This is a genomic window from Hyphomonas sp. J20-32, from assembly GCF_055808555.1.
In genome coordinates this window covers 1,758,604-1,781,532 of the sequence record NZ_CM147873.1, presented here as the reverse complement: position 1 = coordinate 1,781,532, position 22,929 = coordinate 1,758,604, and the positions used below count along the sequence as shown (strand labels likewise).

The window sequence follows — 22,929 nt, the reverse complement described above, 5'->3', positions numbered from 1 at the left end:
CCATACGCCTAGACCGGCGGCAGGCCGAGCCGGTAGACGCCCTTGAACGCATCCAGGTTTTCCACCGGCTTGCCCTTGCGATAAATCGTGATCGTGCCCGCCTTGGCGAGTCGGACAGCTTCCGCGCGCACATCCTTCAGCACACGCTGGAAGTTCTCCTCGCTCACCGCACGGGCCGCCTGTTCGGCGCTGATCGTCTTTCCCGCGCCGCATTCCGCCGTCAGCGCAAGGATGGCTTCGCGGACTGCATTGTGACCCGGTTCGCTCACCAGTCGATCGCCGCGTAGACGAGCTGCTGCAGCTGCTGACGCATCGGATAGGTCGAGGATGGCATCAATTGTGTGGCCTGGATGGCGATGATTTCCTCTTCCGGGTCGATCCAGAAGAAGGTCGACGCAAGACCGCCCCAGCTGAACGTGCCCTCGCTACCCGGCTGCTGGCCCGCCACGACATCCACCACCAGCGACCCACCGAGGCCGAAGCCCACGCCGTCGGCCATGACTTCCGTAAACATGGACTTGCCCATTTCGCGCATGGTGCCGCCATTGGGCAAATGGTTCTGGCGCATGAACTCAACGGTCTTTGGGCTGACGATGCGCTGGCCGTCCAGCGTGCCGCCGCGCAAAAGCATCAGCGCGAAGCGATGGTAATCACGCAGCGTGGACACGAGCCCGCCGCCGCCATTCAGGAAGGTGGGGCGCTTGGTGTAAAGTTTTGACGCCTTGCCAGCGCCATCGGCCAGTGTCGTTTCGCCTGTTTCGGCGTCTTTCTGATAACAGGCCATCAAGCGGTCGGTCTTGTCTTCCGGCACCCAGAATTCCGTATCGTGCATGCCGAGCGGCCCGGTAATGCGCTGGCGGAAAAATTCGTCCAGCTCCATGCCGGACACGATCTCGACTATCGCACCAAGCACGTCGATCGAATGCCCGTACCACCATTCGGTGCCGGGCGAACACTGCAGCGGCAACGCTGCCAGCCGCTTGACCATGGCCTGCAAGGTCTCGTCCGGCCGGCCGATCTTCTCCCGGCGATACAGGAAGTCGACCGGATGCTGCATCATGAAGCCATAGGTGATGCCCGACGTGTGCGTGAACAGGTCGAGCACTTTCATGGGACGGTCCGGCTTGCGCGTCGTGAAGCTGTCCTTGTCGCCCGCGTCCCAGACCATCACGTCGGCAAATTCAGGGATATAGCGGCTGACATCATGGTCGAGGCGCAGCTTGCCTTCCTCGAACAGCATCATCGCCGCCAGGGACGTAATCGGCTTGGTCATCGAATAGATACGGAAAATCGTGTGCGGACCGATATGCTCGCCGCTGCCCAGATGTGTCGTGCCGGAATAATTCTCCAGCGCGATCTCGCCGCCGCGCGACACCAATGTGGCCATGCAGGGCAGCTTGCCGGTGTCGAGATAGTTCTTCTGGAAATATTCGGGAATGGCATCGAGCCGGTCTGCGTTCAGGCCAACTTCATGCGGGTCGGTCGGGTCATGGTCAAACATCAGAGGTTTCCTGCCTTTGCGGCCCGGGCGAGCTCCCGGGCGATGATGATCTGCTGGATCTGGCTCGTGCCTTCATACAGGCGGAAGATGCGAACGTCGCGATAGAAGCGCTCGATACCGTAATCGGTGACATAGCCAGCGCCGCCGAATACCTGCACCGCGCGATCCGCAACACGGCCGCACGCCTCGGTGGAGAACAGTTTCGTGCACGAGGCGAGCATAGTGACATCCTCGCCCGCATCACGGCGGCGCGCCGCGTCGAGGATCATGCAGCGTGCGGCATAGGTTTCGGCCTGGCTGTCGGCGATCATCGCCTGGATCAGCTGGTGGTCCATGATCGGCTTGCCGAATTGTTTGCGCTCAAGGGCGTAGTTGACCATTTCCTTGATCAGCCGCTCGGATACGCCGGTCGCCACGGCGGAAATGTGCAGGCGGCCCTTGTCGAGCACGCTCATCGCCACTTTGAAGCCTTCGCCCTCTCCAGCGAGCCTGTTCTCGACCGGAACCCGGGCATTCTCGAAGATCACGTCGCAGATATGCGCGCCCTGCTGGCCCATCTTCTTTTCAGGCTGGCCGACGGACACGCCGGGCGTGTTGCGCTCGACCACGAAAGCCGACACGCCCTTGGCGCCGGGCATGGACGGATCTGTCCGCGCCATGACCGTGAACAGGTCCGCCTTGTTGGCATTGGTGATGTAGCGTTTTGTACCGTTCAGCACGTAATGGTCGCCGTCGCGGATCGCCTTGGTCGTCAGGCTGCCTGCGTCAGACCCTGCTTCCGGCTCGGTCAGGGCGAAACTCGCGATCAGGTCGCCGCTGGCAATGCCGGGCAGCCATTTCGATTTCTGCGCGTCAGTGCCGAACAGGACAAGCGCCTGGCTGCCGATGCCGATATTCGTGCCGGCAACAGAGCGAAAAGCCGGCGAGGTGCGCCCCAGCTCGAAGGCCACGAGGCATTCGGTTTCCATGTCGAGATCGAGGCCGCCATATTCCTCCGGCACGGCAATACCGAACAGGCCGAGCTGCTTCATCTCGTCCACAATGGATTGCGGCACCGCATCGTTCTCGGCAACATCCGCTTCAATCGGCACGCATTTCTCGGTCACGAACCGGCGCACCTGCTCAATCAGGGCGGCGCGAATTTCGGCGTCAAAGGCCATCTGGGAACTCCCGTCATTTTTTGTCTGTGACAATGATATGCCGTTGCGACATGCTTGTCGAAGGGTACCCGTGCGGTATCAAAGCGAAAAGGGAGGAACAAGGCGGAAATGCTTGCAACTGAAGTTACAGACGGCGAATTCAAAGGCTGGAAGACCTGGACAGAGGAGCCGTTCGAGCACGATACGGCTGGCCCGTTCTACATGCGTACTGACGAGAGAGGCCAGGTTGCGGCCTTCCGCGCCCAGCGCAAGCACATGAATGCCGGCGGTGTGATGCATGGCGGCTGCCTGATGACGTTCGCCGACTTTGCCTTGTTCGCCATCGCCCATCACGGGATGGAAGGCGTCTACGGCCTGACCGTGGCGTTCACCTCCGAATTCCTCGACGGCGCCCTCGAAGGCGAACTGATCGAAGCGCGCGGCGAAGTACTGCGCCAAGGCCGCTCGATCACTTTCGTGCGCGGTATCGTCACCGCCAATGACCGGCCCGTCCTCAATTTCTCCGGAACCATCAAACTCAGGAAACCCAAAACATGAGCCAGCCCCCCTACAAGGAACTCTCGCGTTCGATCAAAGGCAAGACCGCCCTCATCACCGGCGCCGCCAGCGGCATGGGCCGGGCGACCGCACACCTGTTCGCCCGCGAAGGCGCCAATGTCGCCGTCACCGACCTGCGCCAGGGCGATGTCGATACCGTGGTCAAGGAAATCAAGGATGCCGGCTTCGACAATGTGAAGGGCTGGGAACTGGACGTGTCAGACCCTGCCGCAATCAAGCGCGTCATCGACAATGCAGCGGCGCATTTCGGCGGCATGGACATTCTCGTCAACAATGCCGGCTTCGCCAAGGCTGGCGATATTGGCGAAGAAAGCTACGAAGACAGCTGGGGCCCCAGCATCAATGTGATGCTGACCTCGCACCAGCGCGCCATCCGCGCCGCCCTGCCCTATATGCGCAAGAATGGCTGGGGCCGCATCGTCAACATCGCCTCGACCGAAGGCCTTGGCGCGACGCCAGGCAATTCGCCCTATGTCGCGGCCAAGCATGGCGTGATCGGCCTGACGCGCGGCCTCGCCGTCGATCTCGGCCGCGAAGGCATCACGGTCAACTGCATCTGCCCCGGCCCGATCATCACCGGCATCACATCGGGCATCCCCGACGAGCACAAAGAGATCTACGCCAAGCGCCGCGTGCCACTGCGCCGCTACGGCATCCCCGAAGAGGTCGCGAACATGACGCTGTCCCTGGTCCTGCCGGCCGCGTCATTCCTGAACGGCGTGCACATCCCGGTCGATGGCGGCATGTCGATCAAGAACGCCTGATCCCCAGGGCGGGTTTGCGGGGGCCTTACGCTTTCGCGAACCCGCGCTCGGTCATGGCCTTGTGCCAGCGGCCAAGGTTTTCGAACTCCTTGTGCGGCTCCCATTTCATCACGCGGCAGAAGCCGCAGGCGACATAGAGCGTGATGTCGGCAATCGAGAACCGGTCGGCGGCGACGAAATCCTTGCCGGCGAGATGCGCGTCGATCCACTTGATCATGGTTCGCGCGGCTTTCTCGCCCTTCGCGGCGGCCTCGGCGCTTTGCGGCACTTCCAGCGGCGCCATGGCCGGGTGGGCATTGCGGAACCAGCCGGCGAACTGGACGAAGAACATCAGCTCGATGCGCCGGTCCCACATCTCGATCAGCGCCTTCTCCTTCGGATCGCGCCCCATCAGGTTCGGCTCCGGGAAGACGCCCTCGAAATAGGTGCAGATCGCGCGGCTCTCGGTGATTGTCGTGCCATCGTCCAGCACCAGCGCCGGCACCTGTGCATAGGGCGATATCGCCCGGTATTCCGGCGTCTTGTGCTCCTGTTTCATGATCGAGACTTCGTGCATCTCGACCGCGTCGAGCTTGCCTTTCGCCCGCAGGAAAAAGACGACCCGGTCAGGGTTTGGCGCCATCGGGCTCTGGTAAAGTTTCATGCGTTATCCTCCTAGAATTTTTTCCTGACGCCCAGCGTCGCATTCAGCGGCTCGCCGGGGAAATAGCGTTCATTGCCGAAGGCGAGGTCCGCCCGGTCGGCATAGGCCTCGTCGGTCAGGTTGCGCACGATCAGGAAGGCTTCCATGCCTTCGCTGAATTCATACGATCCGCGCGCCGACAGGACCGTATGCCCGGGATAGGTCGCCGTGTTCGCGGGATCGATGAAATACTCCCCGACATGCTCCACCGACAGGGACAGGGCAATCGCTTCGGTCGCCTGCCAGTCGAGCGACGCATCCGCCAGCCATTCCGGCGCCGTGTCGATGGCGTTGCCATCGCGGATCGTTTCCGTGCCCGAGCCGACGATGCGGTCGAACGTGTAGGTCTGGTCCGACCAACTGACATTGCCCTTGAGCACGAGCGTGTCCGTCATGTTGAACGACGCCGCCGCCTCGACGCCCTGATGGCGCGTCGACCCGTCGGGCACGTTGAGGCCGTCGCTGTCGCGGAAGAAGAAATTCTCCTTGTCCATCCAGTAAGCGGCGACATCGAAGACGAGCCGGCCGTCCGCCACGCTGCCCCGCGCGCCGATCTCGACACTGTCCAGCGTCTCGGTATCCACTTCGCCCGCCACCTGCAGGCTCTGCAGCCGGTAAAGGTCGGAAGCCTGCGGCGCACGCTCGCCGCGCGCATAGTTGATGTAATAGCTGATATCACCCGGCGACCAGATCAGGCCGAGCTTCGGCGTCAGCAGGTCAAAACTGTCGCTGCGGTCCGCGGTGACATTGAAGCGGCCCGAAATGCCGACAGGCGCATCGGTGGCATAGTCATAGTCATGCGTCTCGCCGCGCAGGCCCGCCAGCACGCTGACATTGTTGCCGAGCGCAAATTCCGCCTCGGCCCATAGCGAAAGCTCGGTCGTGTCGACCGAGTAGTCATAGTGGACGCCCTGCGGGAACCGGCTATCGCCCGGAAAGAAACCGAACGGATCCGGCTGGATTTCCTTGAGGTAGCCGCTCGCGACATCCACATCCGCGCCAATGCGCAGCGCCAGAGCATCGCTCGCCTGCCAGCCATAGCGCGCCATCAGGCCGCCGCCCGTGTGTCCGTTCTTCTCGACGCCGCCATTCGGCAGGAAGTGCTGCGAGAAGATCATCGCCTGTGTGTGGGCATAGGGCGTGAGCACCAGCGTGCCGCCCCCCAGCTCGCGCTCTGCCCGCGCCCCGATCCGCGCCGACCAGGCATCACGATAGGCTTCCGGGTTCGGGTTCGTCGTCACAACGTCGCTGTCCTTGTAACTGTCCGTGCCGCCGAGGAAGCCAGCCGATTCCTGGTTGAGGTTCGAGGCAGACAGCCAAGGCGTTACATCCCATGGCCCGAGATCATACGCTCCGACGACAGACAGTTTTTGCTGGTCCATCCCGGTATTGTCGCGCCAGCCCGTGTCATGCTGCAGCGACAGGCCGAGGCGGACACGTTCGCCCTCGTCGAGGGCCATGTCGGTGCGGTAGCGGCCCAGCGTGCCATAACTCGCGCTCGCGAAACTGCCATCGCCCGGTGCCCCGAGGATGACATTGACGAGGCCATGCACGGCATTCGAGCCATATTTCGCGCTGCCCGGCCCGCGCACCACTTCGATGGCGCTCGCCACTTCATGGTGCGGTTCCATCAGGCTGTTCACGTTGCCGAAGGCGGGCGAGCGCGTCGGCACGCCATTTTCGAGGATCAGGAAACTGCCCTGCCCTGCCCCGCCGGTCAGCACCGGCGAGCGGATGGCAATCAGGTGCTCCTGCCCGGAATTCATCTGGATATTCACGCCGGGCAGCGTGTTCAGGATTTCTGCGGGATGGTCGGCGAGGGTGGCGACGATGTTCTTGCTGGTGGCTGCGGAGAAACTGCCGGGATCGGTTTCGGACCGGTCTCCCCAGACTTCGACCGGGTCCTGACGATATACCCAACCCGCCGAATCAAATACCCGGACCGCTTCGCCGGTCTCTCCATCAATGCAAGTAATCTCAGCAGCAGAGCCGAGAACCTCCGAACAGGGGGGCAGCACAGCCGCCTCTTCTTCAACCTGCTGCGCCACCGCCGGCAAACCACCAACCGCAAATGTCATCCCGGTCGCAGCGCAGAGCGCGAAGAGGCGGATCGCGCCCGGTCGCGTCATACGCGCCCCCCTCTCCCTTGGGAGAGGGGCCGGGGGTGAGGGGGAGCGGTATGTCGGCATGAACTGATCCTGCGAAGTAAAACTGACTGTGTCCTTGCGGTGGCTGACCTGACGGCAATCAAGTGAGAAGGCGTCGCCCCTCATCCCCAACCCCTTCTCCCCGGGGAGAAGGGGCTTTGCGGCTCAGCCGTGGACACCTGCAAACAGCTGGTACGGCAGAGCCCCGACAACCGCGCCTGACAGGCAGGTCGCCAGTGTGCCAGCCAGAAGCGTGCGCCAGGCCAGCGCCAGGAAATCGTCGCGCCGTTCCGGTTCGACAATCGAGAGGCCGCCGATCAGGATGCCCATCGAGCCGAAATTGGCAAAGCCGCAGATCGCGTGCGCCGTGATGATGCGCGTGCGCGGGTCCATCGCGTCCACCGGCACTTCGGCCAGCTGCAGGAAGGCCACGAACTCGGTCAGCACGGTTTTTACGCCCATCAGCGAGCCGGACTGCGACGCCTCGGCCCATGGCACGCCGATCATGTACATCAGCGGCGCGAAGACCCAGCCGAGCACGCGCTCGATCGACAGCGGTTCGCCCATGACGGCCGGGAACAGGCCGAGCGCGGCATTGATCAGCCAGAGCAGCGCCAGCGCCGCGATCAGCATGGTGGTGATGTTCAGGACGATTTTCAGGCCGTCGGTCGCCCCGGTCGAGAAGGCGTCCATGGTCGAGGCATAGTTGAAATCCGGTTCCTTCATCCGCTCGGTCGAAGGCGTGGTTTCGGGAATCATTGTCAGCGCCACGGCCACCGCGGCCGGCGCCGCCATGATCGAGGCCGTCAGCAGCTGGGCCAGCGGATTCGCCATCTTGCCATCGAGGAACGCGCCATAGACGACCAGCACAGAGCCCGCGATGGTGGCGAAACCCGCCGTCATCATGATCAGCAGTTCCGAGCGCGTCATACCCTTGATGTAGGGCCGGATCAGGACGGGCGCCTCGGTCATGCCCATGAACACGTTGGCTGACACGGCCAGCGAGGTGGCCCCGCCAAGGCCCATCGTGCGCTGGAAGATATAGGCGAAGCCATTGGTCACCCAGCGCAGGATACGCCAGTGCCAGAGGATGGCCGACAGGGCGGCCACCACGATCACGATGGGCAGTATCTGGAAGAAGAAGAGCGGCGGGGGCGTACCCTCCATCAGCTCGGCACCTGCCGTATTGTCGCCGACATAGCCGAACACGAAACCCGTGCCCGCGCGGGTGGCGGCCTGAAGGCCATCAACCACGTCATTGGCATGGAACAGGACGCCGCGCACGAACGGCACACCGAACAGGAGCAGCGCAAACACGAATTGCATCACGGTCGCGCCGATCACGATCCGCCATGGAAACAGGCCGCGCTTTTCCGAGACCACCCAGCAAATCGCGTATATTACGGCGATCCCGATCAGCGCGCGGGCATTGTCCCAGCCCCATTCATAACCTGCCAGCATCCAAATTCGCTCCCGAGCCCGATTTGATAGGCATATGACTTAGCCGTGACGGTCCGGATTGGAAAGCGCGCAAGTGCAACGCAACACGCACACATCCCGGATTGCTCGCGTCAGGCGCCGGTCAGGGCGTCATTTCCCAAACATTGCCGGGCTTGTTGACGCCCCTTAATCCTGAGCCTAGGTTTTTGCTTTAATTATCAAGCGTCTGGTCCGGGAAGTGACCTAGATGCCCGGCCAGCCCCTGGAGAGCCAACACACACATGAAAATGCGCGCCCTATTGATGGCCATGGTCATGGCCGTCGCCACGCCTGCCTTCGCTGAAGCCAAACCGGACAAGACCGACTCTGACAAGGCGGAGGCCGCAAAGCCTGTCCCCGATCCCGTGATGTTCAAAAGCACGCATACCGGCACGTTCGGCAAGACGAAGGTCGCCTACACGGTCGAGGCGGGCGAGACCTATATCAAGGGCGAGGACGGCGAGCCGGCCGCGAGCCTCTTCACCACATCCTATGTCGCCGACAAGGCTGGCAGCGCGCGCCCGGTAACGTTCATCTTCAATGGCGGGCCGGGCTCGGCCTCCGTCTGGCTGCACATGGGCCTGCTCGGCCCGAAACGGGCGCAGGTAGCGAGCGATGCAGACGCCGATGATGGCGCGGCGCCGTACACGCTGGTCGACAATCCCCTGTCCATTCTCGATGTGACCGACCTTGTCTTCATCGACCCGGTTGGCACGGGCTACAGCCGCGCCATCGGCAAGGGCGAGAACAAGGATTATTGGAGCGCGGCAGGCGACACGGCCTCCATCTCGGAATTCATCCGGATCTGGATCACGACACACAAGCGCTGGAACGCCCCGAAATACCTGATCGGCGAGAGTTTCGGCACGACGCGGGCCGCCTACATCGCGGACGAGCTGACAACGGGCGATGTCGATATCGCGCTCAATGGCATCGTCCTGATCTCCCAGGCGCTGGACTATGAGGGCTCAACCTCGGTCCATGACAACATGTATTCCTACATCACCTACCTGCCCAGCATGGCCGCCACCGCGCAATATCATGGCAAGGCGGGACTCGGCATTCCGCAGGCGGACTTCCTGGCAGAAGCCCGCGCCTTCGCCCGCGACGAATACGGCCCGGCGCTGATGAAGGGAGACCGGCTGAACGCGGAAGACCGGGCCCATATCCGCGACCGGCTGGCCTATTTCACCGGGCTTGATCCGGCCTATATCGAGACCTCTGACCTGCGTATCCTGATGCACCGCTTCCAGAAGGAATTGCTGCGCGACAAGGGCGTGGCGCTGGGACGGCTCGACGGGCGCTACCTTGGTGACGAGGCCGACGATGCGGCCGAAGGCCCGGAAGACGATGTCTCGAGCTATGCCATCAGCTCGGCTTATTCGGCCCTGATGAACCAGTACCTGTCTGCTGATCTCGGCGTCGAGATGGACCGTCCCTACATGGTCTCCAGCGCGGACGCCGGCGAGCAGTGGATTTTCCGCGATGTCCCGGATGGCGAATACTGGGAACCGCACTATGTGAACCCCACCCGCAAGCTGACCACGGCGATGCGCCACAACACGGCGCTGAAGGTGATGGTCGCCAGCGGCTATTTCGACCTGATCTGCCCCTTCTTCGATGCAGAGATCACATTCGCCCGCTATGGAATTCCGCAGGACCAAGTCGCCATGACCTATTACCAGGGCGGACACATGATGTACCTGAACGAGGGCGCGCTAAAGGCCCTGAGCGCGGACGTGCGGGCCTTCTATGCCGGCCAGCTCGAAGACAGGCGGCCGGACTAGGTTGTCGGGAAAGAATCCTCCCCCGGCATCCGCCGGGGGAAGTCGTTTGAGGCGGACTTAACCCAGCTTGCAGACGCAGATCTTGTTGCCGTCCGGGTCGCGGAAATAGGCGCCATAGAAGGTCGGCATCCGGTTGCCCGGTGCGCCTTCGTCGACAGCGCCAAGGCTGATCGCCTTGTTGTAAACCTTGTCGACGGTTTCCTTGTCGGCAGCGGCGAGGGCGGGCATCACCCCATTGCCGCAGGTGGCGGCGTCCTTGTCATAGGGATCGCCAATGGCCAGCATCGGCTGGCCGGGGCCGACGCCGTAGAATTGCAGGCGGTCATTGGCGAAGAACCGTTTGGCGCCCATTTCGCCCAGCACGGCGTCATAAAAAGCCAAGGCTTTCTCTTTATTGTTCGTTCCGAGGGTTACATAGGCCAGCATGTCGGTTCCTCCCTTTGCATGCGTTTCGTTTCGGTACTCTGACCACACGCGCGCCCCTGTGCAAGATATGACGCAAGGACGCGCCTTGACGTTTACGTGAACGTCTGGTGTGAAACCGCCCAAACCGATTTATTGCAAATGCAGGAGTTCTCCCATGTCCGATATTCGTTTTGACGGCCGCGTTGCCATTGTCACCGGCGCCGGTGGCGGTCTTGGCCGTTGCCACGCCCTCGAGCTCGCCCGTCGCGGCGCGAAAGTCGTGATCAACGATCTTGGCGCCAGCATGGACGGCACGGGCGGCAATTCCGCCGCCGCCGAAGCCGTGGTCAAGGAAATCGAGGCCATGGGCGGCGAAGCCATGGCCAACGGGTCGTCCGTTGCGGATGAAGCCGGCGTCAAGAAAATGATCGACGACACGATGGCCCGGTTCGGCCGGATCGACATCCTGATCGCCAATGCGGGCATCCTGCGCGACAAGTCCTTCTCCAAGATGACTCAGGCCGATATCGACCTCGTCATCGACGTCCACCTGCGCGGCTCGTTCATGCCGATCCACGCGGCCTGGAATATCATGAAAGAACAGAATTACGGCCGTATCGTCGTCACCACGTCCTCGACCGGCCTCTACGGCAATTTCGGACAGGCCAATTACGGCGCCGCCAAGCTCGGCCTCGTCGGCATGATGAACACGCTGAAGATCGAAGGCGCCAAGAACAATATCAAGATCAACTCGGTCTGCCCGGTGGCCGCCACCCGCATGACCGAAGGCCTGATGCCCGAAGCGGCCCTCGCCCAGCTGAAGCCGGAATATGTCACGCCCGGCGTGATGAACCTGGTGAAAGACGACGCCCCGACGGGTGTGGTCCTGTCAGCCGGTGCCGGTGCCTTCTCGATGGCCCGTATCGTCGAAACCGAAGGCGCCTTTGTCGGCCAAGGCGACGCCCTGACAGCCGAAGCCGTTGCCGCGAAGTGGGACCAGATCACCGACACGTCGAAAACGCTGCCCGCCTTCAAAGGCGGCGGTGAGCACGGCCAGCACATGTTCGCCCTCGTGGCCGGTGGCGTGAAAGCCTAAGGTTGCTTCAGGCGAGTTTTAAGCGCAGGATTCTCCTCACACGCTTTTTGAGGAGAATCCATGCGGTTCACTGCATCCACGCTTCTATGCTCGATTCTCCTGCTTGCCGCCGCCTGCAGCGCGCCGCCGCCTGCTGAGACCGTCAAGCCCGTCGTCCAGCCTGTTCCCGTCAGTGCGGAAGGGGAAACCTGTGGCGGCATCGCAGCCCTGAAATGTGAAGACGGCTATTTCTGCAAGCTGGAGGACGGTGCCTGCAGGACCACAGCGGATGTCGCCGGCACGTGCGAGGAAATCCGGCCCGCCTGCACGCGTGAATACGCGCCGGTCTGCGGGTGTAACGCAAAGACCTATCCCAACACATGCGAAGCGCACGCCGATGGCACGAGCGTGGCTCACAAGGGCGCCTGTACCGGCTAAGGGCGCTGGCCTCCCTGCCGGGAGGCCGTATCGTCCCTATTCCTGCATCGCCTTGAGATACATCGAGTTTTTCGGCTTTGAGAACACGCGCTCCACCATCGGTGCGAAGAATTCCAGCGGCTCGCTTTCATAGTCCGGATCGAAGGCTGCCTGGTCGTACTTGTGGCAGAACTCGGCGCAGCGCTGGTAGTGCGGGCTGTCCTTGAAATTGTCGCGCATGTTCTTGTCGAGGCCGAGATACTCGAAAAAGTAATAGCCCTGGAACGCGCCGTGATTGGCCACCATCCAGAGATTTGCCTCCGACACGAACGGCTTCAGGATCGCAGCAGCCACGTCCGGATGGTTCATGCTGCCCAGCGTGTCGCCGATATCATGCAGCAGCGCGCAGACGACATATTCCTCGTCGCGCCCGTCGCGATGGGCGCGCGTCGCGGTCTGCAGCGAATGCTCCAGACGATCAATCGGGAAGCCGCCAAAATCGCCGTCCAGCAAGCGCAAATGGTCCAGGACACGCTTGGCGAGGCCCTTGTTGAAGATTTTGGAGTGCTCGGCAATGATGCTCCAGTCTTCCTTCGTGCCTTCGAGCATCTCGCGGAATTTTGCGCGTTCGCCCATATCATGTCCGTCTGCCATTTCGGTCTCCTCCAAGCCTTGTTGGCAAAAGGATATACCACACTGCCTGCATAGGAAAGCGGCGGCGTTCCCGGCCAGATTTGGTCGCCTGTCCAAAATGTGGCATTCTGCACACTGCGAAAGCGAGGAGCGCGATGCTCAGGAACCCGGATTCAATTGCAGGCTGGTGTGGCTTCAAGGCGCAAAACATGCGCGTCTGGGCGACGGCCTTGCTGTTCCTGGCCGCTGTCCTTCCCGCCGCCGCGACGGAACGGCAGGTCATCCCCTTCGACATGGCCCCGTCCGGACACATGACCGTCCCACTTCGGATCAATGGCGCAACCCGAGCCGTCGGCGTCGTCGACACCGCAGCCACCTATGCCATGATCGACGATGCGACGGCGACGGCAGCCGGCGTGCCGCCCCCTGACGCGCTTTCTATCAATGTGCTCGGGCTGGAGGGGCCGCAGGTTTTCCCTGTGGTTCACGTCAACAGCCTTTCGGCCGGCAACACGCGGATTGATCAATTCCCGGCCGCCCTGAGCCAGCGGATCGCGGTGAGCGGGATCCACAATGTCGTGCCGCTGACGGCGCTGGACGGCGATGTTGTCGACTTCGATTTCGATAAGGGCCGCATCCTGGTTTACGATGGCCGGCCCGACAGAAGCACCGGCCTCTCATCCAGCCGAATGAAAACGCACCTGCGACAGGGACTCTGGTTCGCCGAAGTGAAATTGAACGGTGTTGAAGGCCTGGCCCTTATCGATACCGGTTCGAGTATCTCCTACGTGAACAGTCGGTTCGCAGAAGCAGCAGGCGCCAAGCCGAACGATGAAAAAACACAAACGATACGCGGAATCACTGGCGGCAACGTGGCGATCCGGGTTGCAACCGCACGCAAGTTCACGCTCGGCCGGCACCGGGTTACCGGCCCCGACCTCATCGTCGCCGACCCGGCCCTGTTTGCGCATCTCGGCATGGCCGACGAACCCGCGATGGTTCTTGGCCTGGACTATCTCTCCATTTTCCGTGTCCAGCTCGACCGTCGCAGGGGCTATCTCGTCCTGGGAATTACCGAATCGCGCCGTGGCATGGGCGGCGTGCACCTGAACGCCACCGGTACACATATCCGCGCGGATTGATCCAGCAACCCCGAATGCATGGCATCCTGTTGGCGACAGGTTTCCGCGTAAAAAAAACCCCTCCTCCCAAAGGAGAAGGGGCTTTCAGTCAGACGCCTCAGTCCCACAGCGACCCCAGCACGAGCCGGTCTCGCCATGTTTCGCGCGATCCCACATGGGCTGGGCCGCAATCCTCGCACGCATGCTCGTGCAGGCGACGGGCCAGGACCCATGTGGATTCGCCAGTACGCACACCGGCCTGGTCAAGGACGGATACGATGCGGCGAAGCAACTGGTCCGAGACATCGGCATTCTGGCGGCCTTTCGCCTCGGCGAGACGCCAACCAGCCGGGTCCTGCCGCAGGGCCAGGGCCACCATTTCGCTGCCCTCATGAACAGTGAAAACGGCCATGCGCCCGGCAGCGAGGTCGCCGGTGAAATCCCGCAGGCAGTTGCGGAATTCAAGCGCCACATTGACCAGCGTCTTGCTGTCCGTGACCGGCTTGAACACCTCCGGAAGACGCGGCACAGGCATGACTTGCCCGAACCGAACCGGCTGGAGTGCTTCAGCGGCCATGTCGAACAAGGTCAGCATCTTGCCGGCCCGGTCCCACCGCTGGGCGATCGCCGCGGCCTCGCCAGCACCATGAATGCGCAGGGCGAGGCGGTAAGCGTCTGCCAGTTCCTCCACCGCCACGGCACGGACGGGCAGGTTGGCGATGATTCCGGCCCGGCGCAACGGCGCCGGCAACGCCCCGATCAGGGCGAGCCTGTCGGCGGCGATGACCTTCATGTGGCGCAGCACGCGCCCCGCTTCCTCCTCGGCGAAAAGTCCGAGGAACCGGGCATAATCGCTTGCGGCCCACAAGACTTCACCGAGCCGCCCCATCGCCTTCATCAGGCCGCCCGGAGGCTCACTGTTGACCAGTAAGCGTGCAACGTCGCGGTCGCGGCCGCGCTCCACGGCACGGACAATATCCGTACCGCGAAGGCCTTCCGCATTTGCCAGCAGGATCGCTGCTGCGTGACGGCGCGCTGTCGGCAGCGTCAGGAACCCGCTATGAGGTGCGGGCCATGCCCTGGCGATGATATCGGCATGCGGCCCGGCCAGGAAACCGAGCAGCGGCGTCTGAACTGCATGCCCTTTCGGACGCACATGCAGCAGGGTCATGGGCGTGCCCATGATCCACCTCCTTTCACTTCGCAGTCGCCAAAACAGAGTTTCAGCGGCAGCGGAATCAAGGTTTCAATGCGATGTCAGGCGCCCACCGGCAAATGCACGGGGGACGCTGGCAGCGCTCCCCGCAATGGCGAGGAGCTGGTCGGGTTTTTACAACTCAGCTTCATCTCAAATCTCTTCCGGTTGGAGCTGCCGGGCCGTCCTTGAACGGATGGCCCGGTAGCGAGGGGCAGCGTATAAAGCCGCACAAGGATGGCTGTCAACCCTTGACGCAAACCACCTGACGCAAAGTGTGGACCACTTCAATCAGATCGAATTGCGCCGCCATGACTGCGTCGATGTCCTTGTAGGCCATCGGCGTTTCGTCAATGACGCCAGCATCTTTCCGGCACTCCACCGCTGCGGTGGCAGCGATGTGATCGTCGAGCGTGAACCGACGCTTGGCTTCGGTTCGGGACATTGCCCGCCCTGCGCCGTGCGAGCACGAGCAGAACGATTCAGCATTTCCTTTCCCGCGGACAATGAAGGATTTCGCCCCCATTGACCCTGGAATGATACCTAGATCTCCGTCTCCGGCGCGTACCGCACCCTTACGGGTCACCCAGATATCCGCACCGAAATGGTGCTCCCGCTCCACATAGTTGTGGTGGCAGTTCACCGCCTGCTTTCCGAGCGTGAAAGGCGGAAGCATTTCACGCAAGGCAAACAGTACACGATCCATCATGACTTCACGGTTCAGGCGCGCATAATCCTGCGCCCAACCGACGGCGGCTGTATAGTCGTCGAACAATGCCTCTCCTTCCACAAAGAAGGCGAGATCCTTGTCCGGCACATGGTAGCCGAGCACGCGTTTCTCCAGCGCCTCGCGGGCCTCCCGGATGAAATACGTGCCGAGGATGTTCCCCGTCCCACGCGACCCGGAGTGAAGCATCACCCAGACGCGATCCGCCTCATCGAGGCAAAGCTCGATGAAATGGTTCCCGCCGCCGAGCGTTCCCAGCTGTTTGGCAAAGGCCGTACGCTGAATTCGCTTGTGCTTCTTCAGGATCAAGTCGAGGCGATCCCCGAGACCGGACGCGCGCAAGGCAGTCGCCGACCGCGCAGGAGTCTCCTTGTGGCTGCCACCGCGACCATTGCCGACTGGCACCTTGCGCTCGATCTCACTGCGAATTGCGGACAGACTGTCCGGAAGATCGCTCGCCGTCAGGCTGGTGCTCACCGCCATCATGCCGCAACCAATGTCGACACCGACCGCTGCAGGAATGATCGCCCCCCTGGTCGGAATCACCGAGCCGACCGTGGCGCCGCGCCCAAAGTGCACGTCGGGCATCACCGCCAGGTGCGAGTGAATGAACGGCAACCCGGCTACATTCTCGAGCTGACGCCGCGCGCCGTCTTCAACCGGAACGCCTTTCACCCAGGCTTTGATGCGCCCACCAGCGCTGGTTTCGAATACTTCAAATTGGCTCATCGTTCTAAAGTCTGGGACGTCCAAACTCCTCCTCATAAGCCCTCCGCGGTTCCCTTTGGGTGAAAGAAACAAAAAACCCTCCGGGCGAATAGCGCGGAGGGCGGACAAAGACCGGTTTCCCGGTCTGCGGGCTGACATTCAGCCCTATCCAGCATCCTCCATGCGAACGCACTCGCCGCGCAGATTGCGCGCGACAAAATCTGTCCCTGGTTGATTTGGGTACGACCGTTTCATCGGCGTCTCCGTTGCTGAATGGACGCGCCGTATGATGGAAGCTCAGGGAAGCGTCAACCCAAAAACGAAAAGGCCCCGGGCGAAAACGCCCGAGGCCCTTGAATTTCCTGGCAAACTTTTTTGGACTAGTCGTCCATTGCGTCCAGTTCAGCCTGGTGACGGGCCTTGTCGGCGGCGCCTTTGGCGCTTTCGTCACGGTCGACCAGTTCGAGCACGGCAACGGGGGCATTGTCGCCCGGACGGAAGCCCGCTTTCATCACGCGCGTGTAACCGCCATTGCGATCCTTGTAACGGTCGCCCATCACGTCGAAAAGCTTGCGGACAGCGTCTTCGTCGCGGACTTTCGCGATGGCCTGACGGCGCGCTGCAAGGTCACCCTTCTTGGCAAGCGTGATAAGCTTGTCCATGATCGGCGCCATTTCCTTGGCTTTAGGCAGGGTCGTCATGATCTGCTCGTGCGTGATCAGGCTTGCCGCCATGTTCGCGAACATCGCCTTGCGGTGCGACGTCGTCTTGTTCAGTTTGCGGTGGGCTAGTCCGTGGCGCATTGTCGTGTCCTCTGGAGGTGATCAGGCCCCCGTAATCAGATTGATCGGGTCCTATAGGTGGTCGTCGTACTTCTTGGCAAGGCCTTCAATATCTTCCGGCGGCCAGTCCGGCACTTCCATGCCGAGGTGCAGGCCCATGCCGGCGAGGACTTCCTTGATCTCGTTCAGCGACTTGCGGCCGAAGTTCGGCGTGCGCAGCATCTCTGCTTCGGATTTCTGGATGAGGTCGCCGATATAGACGATATTGTCGTTCTTCAGGCAGTTTGCCGAACGCACGGACAGTTCCAGCTCGTCGACCTTCTTGAGGAGGACGGGATTGAAGCCGAGGTCGGTTTCTTCCTGCTGCTGTCCGACTTCGAGGGTCGGCTCTTCGAAATTGATGAACAGCTGGAGCTGGTCCTGAAGGATACGGGCCGCGTAGGCGACAGCATCTTCCGGCGTGACAGATCCATCTGTATCGATGTCGAGCGTCAGCTTGTCATAATCCAGCACGGTGCCTTCGCGCGTGTCTTCGACCAGGTAGGCGACACGGCGGACAGGGCTGTAGATTGCGTCAATCGGAATATAGCCGATTGGGGCATCTTCGGGACGGTGCGCATCGGCAGGCACATAGCCCTTGCCAGTTGCAACCGTGAATTCCATGCGAACTTCTGCGCCTTCATCGAGGGTACAGATGACATGGTCAGGGTTCAGGATCTTGCTGTCGGCTGGCGTTTCGATCTGGCCGGCCTTGACCTCTCCCGGACCTTTCGCCTTCAGCACCATGCGCTTGGGCGTATCGGATTCCATGAAGATGGCGACCTGCTTCAGGTTCAGCACGATCGTGGTAACGTCCTCGCGAACACCAGGGATTGCCGAGAACTCATGAACCACGCCGTCGATCTGCACGCCGATGATGGCTGCGCCCTGAAGCGAAGACAGGAGCACGCGGCGCAGCGCGTTGCCGAGCGTCGTGCCGTAGCCACGCTCAAGTGGCTCGATGACCAGCTTTGCTTTCCGCTTGGTATCGTACCCGGCCTGAACCACAGGACGGTTCGGGCGGATCAGTTCTTTCCAGTTGCGGTCGTTGACGGAGATAAGTTCTTTGTCAGCCATGGGCGACTTTCCTTGAAAGCGGCAAGCGGCGCAAAGTGCGCCGCAGGATATGGTTTAATTAGACGCGGCGACGCTTCGGCGGGCGGCATCCATTGTGCGGGATCGGCGTCGTGTCATTGATCGACGTCACCGTCAGGCCGACGGCCTGGAGGGCACGCAGGGCGCTCTCGCGACCCGAACCCGGTCCACGCACGTTCACTTCAACCGTCTGGAGGCCATGCTCCTGGGCTTTCTTCGCAGCGTCTTCAGCAGCCATCTGCGCAGCATAAGGCGTCGACTTGCGCGAGCCCTTGAAGCCCACGACACCTGAAGACGACCAGGAAATCGCATTTCCCTGCGCGTCGGTGATCGTCACCATCGTGTTGTTGAAGCTCGAGTTTACATGAACAATACCGGTCGTAATGTTCTTGCGCTCTCTGCGGCGGACTCGTGTTGTTGTATCGCGGGCCATGTCGGTCTGATCCTATTTCTTCTTGCCGGCGATCGGCTTGGCCGGGCCCTTGCGGGTACGGGCATTGGTGTGGGTGCGCTGGCCGCGGACAGGCAGCTTGCGACGGTGGCGGAGGCCACGGTAGCAACCCAGGTCCATCAGGCGCTTGATGTTCATCGACGTGTCGCGGCGGAGGTCGCCTTCGACCAAATAGCCGGCATCAATCGTTTCACGAATGCCAATGACTTCAGCGTCGGACAGTTCCGCGACGCGGCGCGTGGGATCGATACCCACTTTTTCAATGATTTCGCGTGCCATGGCCGGACCAATGCCGTGAATATAACGCAGCGCGATTTCCACGCGCTTGTTGGTCGGGATGTTAACGCCTGCAATACGGGCCAAAGCCGTTACTCCTGAAGCGACTGTTTCAAACATAAAGAGCGCAAGGGGGCGGATCCCGCCCCGTCGCGCACTGGCGATTAAGCCTTAAGCTAAGAGAAGAGGCTTATAGCCCTCCAAATTCCCGCGTCAACAGCGGAATCCCAGCTTTAAGCGGTCTGTTTCAGGGCCGTGTCAATTTCGGACGCGACCGTGTCAATTCCGCCCATTCCGTCGATTTCCACCAGTACGCCACGCTCGGCGTAGATCGGCAGCAAGGGCGCTGTATCTTCGTAATATTTCTCAAGCCGGCGCGAGAAAGTTTCCGGATTGTCGTCCTTCCGGCCCTGCTCCTCGAACCGCTTGGTCACGCGCGTCAGCAGCTTGTCGTCATCGACCAAAAGACGAATGACCCGGTCCACCGCGCTGCCGCGCGATTCCAGCAACGTATCCAGCGCCTCGGCCTGGCCGACCGTGCGGGGAAATCCGTCGAAAATAAAGCCGGGCGCACCGGCCTGAACTTCCAGCTGCTCGTCGATCAGGGCAATAACGATCTCGTCGGATACGAGGCCGCCTTCGTCCATGATCTTGGCAACGCGCTGGCCGAGCTCAGAGCCCGAGGCCCGCGCAGCGCGCAACATGTCGCCCGTGGACAGCTGGACGAACCCGCGCTCCTCCACCAGGCGTTTGGCTTGTGTACCTTTCCCGGCCGCAGGCGGCCCGAATAGTATCAGGTTCATTTCTTACGGCCCCCGAGCTTCGACTTCTTGATCATGCCTTCATATTGGTGCGCGATCAAATGCGACTGAATTCTGCGTGACCGTATCCATTGTTACAGAAACCACAATGAGTAGAGATGTCCCACCTATGTAAAATGGGATCTCTGGGAAATAACGACGCAGGAGCTCGGGAAGAATGCAGACGAAGACCAGATAGAGGGCACCGATCGTGGTCAGGCGCGTAAGGACATAGTCGATATAGGCTGCCGTGTTCGACCCCGGACGGATGCCGGGAATGAACCCACCATACTTGCGCAGGTTGTCTGCGGTCTCTTCCGGATTGAACATGATCGATGTGTAGAAGAAGCAGAAGAAGGCAATCAGGATCGCCTGCGTGATGATGTAGGTCCAAGAGCCCGGCGAGAAGTGAGTCGCCAGGAAGCCGAGCATGCCGCTGCCGCCGCCATCCGCCACGTTGCCGCCGAGGAAACCGATCGCTGTCATTGGCAGCATCAGCAGGGCCGAGGCGAAGATTGGCGGGATAACACCCGACGTGTTGAGCTTGAGCGGCAGGAAGCTGCGCTGGCCTTGCGCGAATCCGTGCGATTGCTGGCGCTTGGGATACTGGATCAGCAATCGGCGCTGCGAGCGCTCCATGAACACAATGAACATGACCAGCGCGATGACCATGGCGGCGATGGCGATCACGAAGACAATGTTCACCGAGGTCGTACGCGCCTGCGTAATTAGGTTGAAGATCGCGCGCGGCAGTTCCGCCACGATGCCCGCAAAGATGATCAGCGAGATGCCGTTACCGATGCCGCGAGCGGTGATCTGCTCACCCATCCACATCAGCAGCATGGTGCCGCCGGTCAGCGTCACGACGCCGGTCAGGATGAAGAACCAGGGCGCGATACCCTCAATGCGGACCGAAGACAGCCCGCCAGCAATGGCGAACGACTGAACCAGTGCGAACGCGAGCGTCAGGTAGCGGGTGTACTGGTTGATCTGCTTGCGGCCCGATTCGCCCTCTTTCTTGAGTTTTTCAAGCGTGGGGGACGCAGACGTCATCATCTGGATGATGATCGACGCGGTGATATACGGCATCACGTTCAGGGCAAAGATGCCCATCCGCTCGACGGCACCGCCAGCAAACAGGTTCATTGACCCCAGGATGCCGCTGGACTGGCTGGCGAACAGGCTCGCATATTGCGACGGGTCGAGGCCCGGAATCGGGATGAACGTGCCTAGCCGGTACAGGACAAGGATCGCCAGCGTGAACAGGATCCGGCTCTGGAGGTCCTTGGCTTTCCCGAAGCTCGCAAAATTGACGTTGCGAGCCATTTGTTCTGCAGCATTCGCCATCGGCCGTTCAGCCTCCCTGAAAAAGCGTTCGCCGCCAAAATCGGCGGCGAAACAGTGTTTGTGAAGGGGTGTCGGAAAAAAACCGCTGATTAAACTTCAGCTGTGTCTTTCTTGGGACCAGTCAAAGTGACTTTTCCGCCCGCCTTCTCGATTGCTTCAATGGCCGCTTTCGAGGCGCCGGTCACTGTAATATTGACCTTTTTGGGAGCGTCGCCCTTGGCAAGCAGGCGCACGCCGTCGCCCAGCTTGTTGACCAGGCCCGCTGCCATCAACGTGTCCTCGGTAACGTTCTTGGCGTCCAGTTTGCCGTCTTCGATCGCCTTGGCAAGGCGGCCGAGATTGACCCAAGCGTGCGATTTCGAGTTGCGGGCCGTGAAGCCGCGCTTTGGCAGACGCATATAGATCGGCATCTGGCCGCCTTCGAAACCGTTCACGGCAACGCCGGAACGTGCCTTCTGGCCCTTGACGCCGCGACCGGCTGTCTTGCCTTTGCCCGAGCCGACACCGCGACCAACGCGCATGCGGTTCTTGGTGGAGCCCTCAGCTGGGGACAGATCGTTGAGTTTCATCGCTTTATCTTCCGATAATCTATTCTGAGAGGCGGCTGCCAGTTTGCGCTCGACGCGCTACTCGCTGACCACCTCGACCAAGTGGGCCACTTTGCGGATCATACCACGCACAGGCGCAGTATCTTCGAGTTCCTTCGTACGGCCAACCTTGTTAAGGCCAAGCCCCATCAGCGTCTGGCGCTGGCTGGGATCGCGACCGATCGGGCTGCCCGTTTGACGGACGGTGAGCATTTTCTTCGCCATGTCGCCTGTCCTTCTAGCTTACGATATCAGCCATGCCGGCTTCGGATGCACCGTCGGTACGACGACCGACAACATCCTGAACCTTGAGGCCGCGCTTGGAAGCGACAGACCGCGGGCTGGCTTGTTCTTTGAGAGCATCGAACGTGGCACGAACCATGTTGTACGGGTTCGACGAACCGATCGACTTGCCGACAACGTCCTGGACGCCGAGCACTTCCATAACAGCGCGCATCGGGCCACCGGCGATAACGCCCGTTCCCGGAGGCGCTGCGCGAAGCACGACCTTACCAGCACCGTGACGGCCCTTGCCGTCATGGTGAAGCGTGCGGCCTTCGCGAAGCGGCACGCGCACCATGTTGCGCTTGGCTTCTTCGGTTGCCTTGCGGATCGCCTCAGGCACTTCGCGGGCCTTGCCCTTTCCGAAGCCTGCGCGGCCCTTCTGGTCACCGACCACGACGAGCGCGGCGAAACCGAAATTCTTGCCGCCCTTCACCGTCTTGGCGACACGGTTGATGCCAACCAGCTTGTCGACGATCTCGGAAACTTCTTCCTCACGATCGCGACGGCGGCCTCGTCCTCTTTCTTCAGCCATTTGGCTTCTCCCTAGAATTTGAGGCCGCCCTCACGGGCGGCGTCTGCCAGGGCTTTCACCCGGCCGTGGAACATATAGCCGCCGCGATCAAACACGACGTCCTCGACACCCGCCTTCTTGGCGCGCTCGGCGAGCGCCTTGCCAACAAGGGCGGCAGCAGCAGAATCAGCGCCGGTCTTGGACTTGCCCAGGACATCCTTTTCCAGCGTCGAGGCCGAAGCGAGCGTTACGCCCTTTTCGTCGTCGATGATCTGGGCAGAAATGTTCTTGTGGCTGCGCGCAACCGACAGGCGCGGGCGCCCTTCGGCGACCTTGCGGAAGCTTCGTGCGGACCCGCTGAGCGCGGCGCTGCATTTTTTCGCGTGAACTTTTCATT

The 22,929-nt window shown here is 61.6% G+C and carries 24 protein-coding genes and 2 pseudogenes; 6 read left to right on the top strand and 20 right to left on the bottom strand.

All coding sequences use genetic code 11. The annotated features are described in order from the left end of the window. Positions 1 to 8: 8 nt before the first annotated feature. Genes AC0L7I_RS08855 through AC0L7I_RS08845 form a run of 3 tightly spaced genes read right to left on the bottom strand, consistent with a single transcriptional unit; the run spans position 9 to position 2,661 of the window. The gene (locus AC0L7I_RS08855; protein WP_473396074.1) at positions 9 to 269 is read right to left on the bottom strand and encodes a DUF3253 domain-containing protein; all 261 of its coding nucleotides are present in this window, start codon (positions 267 to 269) and stop codon (positions 9 to 11) included. Further along, positions 266 to 1,501: a serine hydrolase domain-containing protein gene (locus AC0L7I_RS08850; protein WP_473396073.1), complete on the bottom strand. Its 1,236-nt coding sequence runs from the start codon at positions 1,499 to 1,501 to the stop codon at positions 266 to 268. Before AC0L7I_RS08850 ends, AC0L7I_RS08855 begins: the two co-directional genes overlap by 4 nt. Then, a complete protein-coding gene (locus AC0L7I_RS08845) occupies positions 1,501 to 2,661 on the bottom strand; it encodes an acyl-CoA dehydrogenase family protein (protein WP_473396072.1) in 1,161 nt (386 codons plus the stop codon). The genes AC0L7I_RS08850 and AC0L7I_RS08845 overlap by 1 nt, the downstream gene beginning before the upstream one ends. A 108-nt stretch (positions 2,662 to 2,769) precedes the next feature. On the opposite strand from AC0L7I_RS08845, the gene AC0L7I_RS08840 reads away from it, so the two are divergent. Together AC0L7I_RS08840 and AC0L7I_RS08835 are read left to right on the top strand one after the other, a co-directional pair. Next, positions 2,770 to 3,198 (top strand): PaaI family thioesterase, encoded by a 429-nt coding sequence (locus AC0L7I_RS08840; RefSeq protein WP_473396071.1) that lies wholly within the window; start codon positions 2,770 to 2,772, stop codon positions 3,196 to 3,198. After that, positions 3,195 to 3,983, top strand: a complete 789-nt coding sequence (locus AC0L7I_RS08835; protein WP_473396070.1) for an SDR family NAD(P)-dependent oxidoreductase — start codon at positions 3,195 to 3,197, stop codon at positions 3,981 to 3,983. The genes AC0L7I_RS08840 and AC0L7I_RS08835 overlap by 4 nt, the downstream gene beginning before the upstream one ends. Positions 3,984 to 4,008: 25 nt before the next feature. Here AC0L7I_RS08835 and AC0L7I_RS08830 read toward each other — a convergent pair whose 3' ends face one another. The 3 genes from AC0L7I_RS08830 to AC0L7I_RS08820 all read right to left on the bottom strand — a co-directional run bounded on the left by AC0L7I_RS08830 (position 4,009) and on the right by AC0L7I_RS08820 (position 8,273). Continuing rightward, complete coding sequence (locus AC0L7I_RS08830) at positions 4,009 to 4,626, bottom strand: glutathione S-transferase family protein (RefSeq protein WP_473396069.1); 618 nt, start codon at positions 4,624 to 4,626, stop codon at positions 4,009 to 4,011. 11 nt (positions 4,627 to 4,637) lie between these two features. Further along, positions 4,638 to 6,794, bottom strand: coding sequence for a TonB-dependent receptor (locus AC0L7I_RS08825; protein ID WP_473396068.1), 2,157 nt, complete (start codon positions 6,792 to 6,794; stop codon positions 4,638 to 4,640). 183 nt (positions 6,795 to 6,977) lie between these two features. Continuing rightward, entirely contained in the window at positions 6,978 to 8,273 is a 1,296-nt protein-coding gene (locus AC0L7I_RS08820; protein ID WP_473396067.1) for a NupC/NupG family nucleoside CNT transporter, read from the bottom strand. Positions 8,274 to 8,533: 260 nt separating this feature from the next. Here AC0L7I_RS08820 and AC0L7I_RS08815 point away from each other — a divergent pair, with 260 nt between their 5' ends. Continuing rightward, positions 8,534 to 10,078, top strand: a complete 1,545-nt coding sequence (locus tag AC0L7I_RS08815) for a S10 family peptidase (protein WP_473396066.1) — start codon at positions 8,534 to 8,536, stop codon at positions 10,076 to 10,078. Positions 10,079 to 10,135: 57 nt separating this feature from the next. Here the strand turns inward: AC0L7I_RS08815 and AC0L7I_RS08810 are convergent, their stop codons facing one another. Beyond that, positions 10,136 to 10,504, bottom strand: coding sequence for a VOC family protein (locus AC0L7I_RS08810; protein WP_473396065.1), 369 nt, complete (start codon positions 10,502 to 10,504; stop codon positions 10,136 to 10,138). Between the two features lie 154 nt (positions 10,505 to 10,658). Between AC0L7I_RS08810 and AC0L7I_RS08805 the strand changes: the two genes are divergently transcribed. Both AC0L7I_RS08805 and AC0L7I_RS08800 read left to right on the top strand, forming a co-directional pair. Then, entirely contained in the window at positions 10,659 to 11,579 is a 921-nt protein-coding gene (locus tag AC0L7I_RS08805) for an SDR family NAD(P)-dependent oxidoreductase (protein ID WP_473396064.1), read from the top strand. A 60-nt stretch (positions 11,580 to 11,639) separates the two neighbouring features. Further along, positions 11,640 to 11,996, top strand: coding sequence for a Kazal-type serine protease inhibitor family protein (locus tag AC0L7I_RS08800; protein ID WP_473396063.1), 357 nt, complete (start codon positions 11,640 to 11,642; stop codon positions 11,994 to 11,996). 36 nt (positions 11,997 to 12,032) lie between these two features. Here the strand turns inward: AC0L7I_RS08800 and AC0L7I_RS08795 are convergent, their stop codons facing one another. Further along, positions 12,033 to 12,629 (bottom strand): HD domain-containing protein, encoded by a 597-nt coding sequence (locus AC0L7I_RS08795; RefSeq protein ID WP_473396062.1) that lies wholly within the window; start codon positions 12,627 to 12,629, stop codon positions 12,033 to 12,035. A 188-nt stretch (positions 12,630 to 12,817) separates the two neighbouring features. On the opposite strand from AC0L7I_RS08795, the gene AC0L7I_RS08790 reads away from it, so the two are divergent. Next, the gene (locus AC0L7I_RS08790; protein ID WP_473396061.1) at positions 12,818 to 13,750 is read left to right on the top strand and encodes a pepsin/retropepsin-like aspartic protease family protein; all 933 of its coding nucleotides are present in this window, start codon (positions 12,818 to 12,820) and stop codon (positions 13,748 to 13,750) included. A gap of 97 nt (positions 13,751 to 13,847) precedes the next feature. On the opposite strand, the gene AC0L7I_RS08785 is transcribed toward AC0L7I_RS08790, so the two are convergent. From AC0L7I_RS08785 to rplR, 12 genes and pseudogenes are all read right to left on the bottom strand, one after another. Further along, positions 13,848 to 14,912, bottom strand: a complete 1,065-nt coding sequence (locus tag AC0L7I_RS08785; protein WP_473396060.1) for a hypothetical protein — start codon at positions 14,910 to 14,912, stop codon at positions 13,848 to 13,850. Positions 14,913 to 15,168: 256 nt separating this feature from the next. Next, entirely contained in the window at positions 15,169 to 16,380 is a 1,212-nt protein-coding gene (locus AC0L7I_RS08780; protein ID WP_473396059.1) for an RtcB family protein, read from the bottom strand. Positions 16,381 to 16,739: 359 nt separating this feature from the next. Further along, positions 16,740 to 17,162 (bottom strand): 50S ribosomal protein L17, encoded by a 423-nt coding sequence (gene rplQ / locus AC0L7I_RS08775; RefSeq protein WP_473396058.1) that lies wholly within the window; start codon positions 17,160 to 17,162, stop codon positions 16,740 to 16,742. Positions 17,163 to 17,213: 51 nt separating this feature from the next. Continuing rightward, a complete protein-coding gene (locus AC0L7I_RS08770) occupies positions 17,214 to 18,257 on the bottom strand; it encodes a DNA-directed RNA polymerase subunit alpha (protein WP_473396057.1) in 1,044 nt (347 codons plus the stop codon). A gap of 58 nt (positions 18,258 to 18,315) precedes the next feature. After that, positions 18,316 to 18,708 (bottom strand): 30S ribosomal protein S11, encoded by a 393-nt coding sequence (rpsK, locus tag AC0L7I_RS08765; RefSeq protein ID WP_340692205.1) that lies wholly within the window; start codon positions 18,706 to 18,708, stop codon positions 18,316 to 18,318. A 12-nt stretch (positions 18,709 to 18,720) separates the two neighbouring features. Further along, positions 18,721 to 19,089: a 30S ribosomal protein S13 gene (gene rpsM, locus AC0L7I_RS08760; RefSeq protein WP_473396056.1), complete on the bottom strand. Its 369-nt coding sequence runs from the start codon at positions 19,087 to 19,089 to the stop codon at positions 18,721 to 18,723. 146 nt (positions 19,090 to 19,235) lie between these two features. Beyond that, positions 19,236 to 19,805 carry an adenylate kinase gene (locus AC0L7I_RS08755; RefSeq protein WP_473396055.1) on the bottom strand — a complete coding sequence of 190 codons (570 nt, stop codon included), beginning with the start codon at positions 19,803 to 19,805 and terminating at the stop codon, positions 19,236 to 19,238. Then, positions 19,802 to 21,149: pseudogene (gene secY / locus AC0L7I_RS08750) on the bottom strand (preprotein translocase subunit SecY). Before secY ends, AC0L7I_RS08755 begins: the two are co-directional and overlap by 4 nt. Before the next feature lie 89 nt (positions 21,150 to 21,238). Continuing rightward, positions 21,239 to 21,718, bottom strand: coding sequence for a 50S ribosomal protein L15 (rplO, locus tag AC0L7I_RS08745; protein ID WP_473396054.1), 480 nt, complete (start codon positions 21,716 to 21,718; stop codon positions 21,239 to 21,241). 57 nt (positions 21,719 to 21,775) lie between these two features. After that, the gene (gene rpmD, locus AC0L7I_RS08740; RefSeq protein WP_373005483.1) at positions 21,776 to 21,961 is read right to left on the bottom strand and encodes a 50S ribosomal protein L30; all 186 of its coding nucleotides are present in this window, start codon (positions 21,959 to 21,961) and stop codon (positions 21,776 to 21,778) included. A 13-nt stretch (positions 21,962 to 21,974) separates the two neighbouring features. Next, positions 21,975 to 22,553: a 30S ribosomal protein S5 gene (rpsE, locus tag AC0L7I_RS08735; RefSeq protein WP_045694790.1), complete on the bottom strand. Its 579-nt coding sequence runs from the start codon at positions 22,551 to 22,553 to the stop codon at positions 21,975 to 21,977. Between the two features lie 11 nt (positions 22,554 to 22,564). Continuing rightward, a pseudogene (gene rplR / locus AC0L7I_RS08730) lies at positions 22,565 to 22,928 on the bottom strand (50S ribosomal protein L18). Position 22,929 lies beyond the last annotated feature (1 nt).